We start from the raw sequence: 4,958 nt of genomic DNA on the forward strand, positions 1-4,958 counted from the left end.
TACAGCAATCGCGCTTGATGAAGCATGACCTCGAAACCGGATACGCGATTCTCGAGTGACCAAACTGTGCAGACAAATCGACCGAACAGTTCCCGATTGACCGCGCGTCAGTGTCCATGGCTTCGTCGCGGCGACCGGCCGAATAATGGATGCGGCCGTAAGGCCGACGACAGCGAATCGCAACCTGCGGCTCGCCGCAGTGCACGATTTCCGGCATCCGGAGCCTTCGACGGCCGGGCGTCGACCGGTGCCGCGCCGGCCCGCTGCGGGATTCGCCGCAGCGCGCAAAAGCGGCTTCATATATATTCATACGATTGCATGACGTCCAGCGGCAACGCAGGTCTGTCGGCCGGGCGCCATGCAAGTGAAGCCCATGATGGGTATGGAGACTCGTCCGACCGCCCCGGCCCCGCAGCCGGCCAGTCGAGACGTCAATAGAAAGACATTCAATCCGGAGATGGCAGATGGAACGAAGCACTGTCGGCATGCGCTGCAAACCCCTGATCACCGTTGCACTGGCAGCCGCCGCGTTCGCGGCCGCGTCGAGCGCGATGGCCGACCAGGTCGTGAAGATCGGCAGCGTCGAACCGACGACGGGCGGTATCTCGCACCTCGGCAAGGACAATGAGAACGGCGCGCGCCTCGCGGTCGAGGAAATCAACGCGAAGGGCCTGACGATCGGCGGCAAGAAGATCACGCTGCAATTCGACGCGCAGGATGACGCGGCCGACCCGCGCCAGGCCACCCAGGTTGCGCAGAAGCTCGTCGACGACAAGGTCGTCGCCGTCATCGGCCACCTGAACTCGGGCACGTCGATTCCGGCGTCGAAGATCTACAGCGACGCGGGCATCGTGCAGATCTCGCCGTCGGCCACGAACCCGACCTACACGCAGCAAGGCTTCAAGACGACCTACCGTGTGGTCGCCACCGACGCGCAGCAGGGCCCCGCGCTCGCGAGCTACGCGCAGTCGAAGGGCGTGAAGAGCGTGGCGGTGGTCGACGATTCGACCGCGTACGGCCAGGGTCTCGCGAACGAGTTCGAGAAGAAGGCGAAGGCGCTCGGCCTGAAGGTGCTGTCGCACGACGCGACCAACGACAAGGCGGTCGACTTCCGCGCGATCCTGACGAAGATCAAGGGCGAGAACCCCGACGCGATCATGTACGGCGGCATGGACGCCACCGGCGGCCCGCTCGCGAAGCAGGCGAAGCAGCTCGGCCTGCGCGCGAAGATCCTGTCCGGCGACGGCGTATGCACCGATTCGCTGGCCGAACTGGCCGGCCCGGCGGCCGACAACGTGCTCTGCTCGCAGGCAGGCGCGGCGCTCGAGAAGATGCCGGGCGGCGCGGGCTTCCTCGCGAAGTACCAGAAGCGCTTCAACCAGGGCATCAAGTTCGATGCGCCGTTCGCGTATGACGCGGTCTACATCGTGGTCGATGCGATGAAGCGCGCGAACTCGACCGACCCGGCGAAGATCCTCGCGGCAATGCCGGCGACGAAGTACGACGGCGTGATCGGCACGACGACGTTCGACGCGAAGGGCGACCTGACGCACGGGATCATCTCGATCTACGGCTACAAGGGCGGCAAGAAGACCTTCCTCGACCAGGTGAAGATGTAATCCGACGCGGCGCCGGCACGACGGGAACGCCACCCGTCGGCGCCGCCGCGCGGGCAGAATACCGATTCACGGAGACGAAGCATCATGTGTGCAATGGCGTATGCGGAATTCCAACAGGAGTTGAAGAAGGCGCAGTTGACGGCGCGCGAGTTCGCCCGCCTGATCCGGATGAACGAAAGTTCGATCACCAACTATTCGAGCAAGGGCACCGTCCCTTCCCACCTCGCGGTCATCGCGAAACTGATCGGTACGCTGGCCGCGCACGAGATCGACTTCCGGCGCGTGATCCGGCAAATGCGGATCGAGCCGAAACGGCCGCGCGGCGTCGGCGTGCTTCCCGCAGCGGAAAAACCGCGCTCGCGGAAAGCGGCGAAAGCCGACGCCTGACCAGCGCTGGCCCAGGTCGAAAGCGGCACGGGGATTGCCGCTCGACGCGCGAGGGACGCGCCCTTACGGGCTGCACCGCTACAGCATCACCCCACCGCCCGCACATGATCGAGCAGCGCCTGCAGCGGATGGCGCACCTGCTTCGACGACAGGCGTTTCACCTGGCTGCGACACGAATACCCGGTCGCCAGCGCCTCGCCCTCCTGCTGCGCCCCGTCGACGTGCGCGGCCCACGACTGCGCATAGATCGTCTTCGACGTCGCGAGATTGCGCGCCTCGTGCCCGTACGTGCCCGACATCCCGCAGCACCCGGTCGCCTGAACCTGCAAGCGCAGCCCGCGACGCGCGAACACCTGCGCCCATTGCTTGCCGCTGTCGGGCGCATTGGTTCTTTCGGTGCAGTGCGGCAGCAACCGGTATGGAACCGTTGCCCCGCCCGCACCCGCTTGCGGCAGCGCATCCAGCAACCATTCCTGCGGCAGCGCGACCTTCGGCACGTCGGCGAGCCCGGTCACCTTCAGGTATTCCTGCCGATACGTGAGCGTCATCGCCGGATCGAGGCCGACCAGCGCGACACCCGAGCGCGCCAGTGCGGCCAGTTGCGTCGCGTTGCGGATCGCCGCCTTTTCGAATGCGTGAAGAAAGCCCTGCACGTGTAGCGCCTTGCCGTTCGGCGCGAGCGGCGCGAGCCACACCTGAAAGCCCAGGCGCGCCGCCAGCTCGATCAGCGTCGCCAGTTGCTCGGTATCGAAATAGCGCGTGAACGTGTCCTGCACGATGACGACGCTGCGCGCGCGCTGCGCCTCGCTCAGCGCGGCGAGCGCATGCGGGTCGGCCGGCTTCACGCGCCATGCGCGGATCACGGCCGCGAGATCGAAGCGGCTCAGCAGCGGGCTGTCGACCATGCCGACCTGGCGCTCGAGCAGCGTCCTCACCCAGCCGGCGCCCATCAGCCCGTTGTACACAGCGGGCACGCGCGCCATCCACGGCATCGTGAATTCGAGCGAGCCGATCAGGTAGTCGCGCAACGGCCGCAGGTAACGCTGGTGATACAGCTCGAGAAAGCGCGAGCGAAACTCGGGCACGTTGACCTTGACCGGGCACTGCCCCGCGCACGACTTGCATGCGAGGCACCCGGCCATCGCGTCGTACACCTCGTGCGAGAAATCCGCGTCGCCATCGCGGGCGTTGCGGGCGTTGCGGCTGTTGCGCCAGCGCTCGGCCAGCCCGCGCAGGAACGGCTGCCGCGTGCGCGCCGCCGCGACGACGTCGACGCCGGCCTGCCCTTGCAGACGCAACCATTCGCGCATCAGCGACGCGCGCCCCTTCGGCGACTGCACGCGTTCGCGCGTCGCCTTCCACGACGGGCACATCGCGTCGTCCGGATCGAAGTTGTAGCACGCGCCGTTGCCGTTGCAATGCATCGCGGTGCCGTAGCTTTGCCACACGCGCTCGTCGATCTGCCGGTCGTGTTCGCCGCGCGTCGGCACCTCGTCGATCTTCAGCAGCCGCAGCGTGGGGTCCGGCGGCGTCGCGATCTTGCCCGGGTTGAACTGGTTGTGCGGATCGAACGCGGCCTTCAGCTGCTGCAGCGACGGATACAGCTCGCCGAAAAACGCCGGCGCATATTCGGAGCGCACGCCCTTGCCGTGCTCGCCCCATAACAGGCCACCATGGCGCTGCGTGAGCTCGGCCACCGCATCCGACACGGGCCGCACCAGCGCGGCCTGCTTCGGGTCCTTCATGTCGAGCGCCGGGCGCACGTGCAGCACGCCGGCATCGACGTGGCCGAACATCCCGTACTGCAGCCCGTGGCCGTCGAGCAGCGCGCGGAATTCGGCGATGTACGCGGCGAGATTCTCGGGCGGCACCGCGGTGTCCTCGACGAACGGCTGCGGACGCGCCTCGCCCTGCACGTTGCCGAGCAGGCCGACCGCGCGCTTGCGCATCGCATACACGCGCTTCACCGCGTCGTCGCCGGCCGCGAGCGTATGGCCGAGACGCTCCACGCTCGTATCGGTGCGCAGATGCTCGACGAACGCACGCACGCGTGCATCGACGTCGCGTTCGTCGTCGCCGCTGAATTCGATCAGGTTGATGCCGAGCGTCGGACGCGCGTCGTCCTGCGGGAAATACTCGGCCACGCTGCTCCACACGAAGTCCTTCATCGCGAGCATCAGCACCTTCGAGTCGACCGTCTCGATCGACAGCGGCGCGAGCTCGAGCAGCGCGCGCGCATCGCGCAGCGCGTCCATGAAGCCCGCGTAGCGCACGTTGACCAGCACCGAATATTTCGGAATCGGCAGCACGTTGAGCTTCGCCTCGACGACGAAGCCGAGCGACCCTTCCGCGCCGCACAGCACGCTGTTCAGGTTGAAGCGGCCGTCGGGTTCGCGCAGGTGCGCGAGGTCATAGCCGGTCAGGCAGCGGTTGAGCTTCGGAAATTTCGCGTCGATCAGCGCCGCCTTGTCGTCGCTGATGCGCCGCGCGGTGCGATACACCTTGCCGACGCGGTCCTGCCGCGCGCAGCGGCGCGCCAGTTCTTCATCGTCGAGCGCGTCGCTGCGCAGCCGCTCGCCGCCCATCAGCACGAAATCGAGTTCGAGCACGTGATCGCGCGTCTTGCCGTACGTGCAGCTGCCCTGTCCGCTCGCGTCGGTGTTGATCATCCCGCCGACGGTCGCACGGTTCGACGTCGACAGCTCCGGCGCGAAGAACAGCCCGTGCGGCTTCAACGCCGCATTGAGCTGATCCTTGACGACGCCCGCCTCGACGCGCACCCACCGCGCTTGCGCGTTGATTTCGAGGATCCGGTTCATGTTGCGCGACAGGTCGACGACGATGCCGTCGGTCAGCGACTGCCCGTTGGTGCCGGTGCCGCCGCCGCGCGCGGCCACCGCGACGTCGCGGTGCGCGGGTTCGGCCAGCAGTCGGGCCAGCAGCTGCACGTCA

General features: G+C 67.1%; 4 protein-coding genes. 2 read left to right on the forward strand and 2 right to left on the reverse strand.

The window, feature by feature from the left end; genetic code table 11:
• Positions 1-217 (reverse strand): hypothetical protein (locus JMF90_RS40210; protein ID WP_236598026.1); only part of this gene is annotated, 217 nt, incomplete at its 3' end.
• A 247-nt stretch (positions 218-464) separates the two neighbouring features.
• Here JMF90_RS40210 and JMF90_RS23870 point away from each other — a divergent pair.
• Together JMF90_RS23870 and JMF90_RS23875 are read left to right on the forward strand one after the other, a co-directional pair.
• Positions 465-1,619 carry a branched-chain amino acid ABC transporter substrate-binding protein gene (locus JMF90_RS23870; RefSeq protein WP_006481031.1) on the forward strand — a complete coding sequence of 385 codons (1,155 nt, stop codon included), beginning with the start codon at positions 465-467 and terminating at the stop codon, positions 1,617-1,619.
• An 84-nt stretch (positions 1,620-1,703) separates the two neighbouring features.
• Positions 1,704-2,006, forward strand: a complete 303-nt coding sequence (locus JMF90_RS23875; protein ID WP_006481030.1) for a hypothetical protein — start codon at positions 1,704-1,706, stop codon at positions 2,004-2,006.
• Positions 2,007-2,092: 86 nt separating this feature from the next.
• On the opposite strand, the gene JMF90_RS23880 is transcribed toward JMF90_RS23875, so the two are convergent.
• Positions 2,093-4,958, reverse strand: a 2,866-nt coding sequence (locus JMF90_RS23880; protein ID WP_201325503.1) for an FAD-binding and (Fe-S)-binding domain-containing protein, incomplete at its 5' end; no start/stop codon positions are given.

Origin of the sequence: Burkholderia sp. E168m23, from assembly GCF_016586125.1 — a bacterium.
Taxonomy (GTDB): domain Bacteria; phylum Pseudomonadota; class Gammaproteobacteria; order Burkholderiales; family Burkholderiaceae; genus Burkholderia; species Burkholderia orbicola.

What these genes read in the sequence shown, in the direction of transcription:
- JMF90_RS23870 (WP_006481031.1), top strand. Translation starts at nt 465, where the DNA reads ATGGAACGAAGCACTGTCGGCATGCGCTGCAAACCCCTGATCACCGTT.
- JMF90_RS23875 (WP_006481030.1), top strand. Translation starts at nt 1,704, where the DNA reads ATGTGTGCAATGGCGTATGCGGAATTCCAACAGGAGTTGAAGAAGGCG.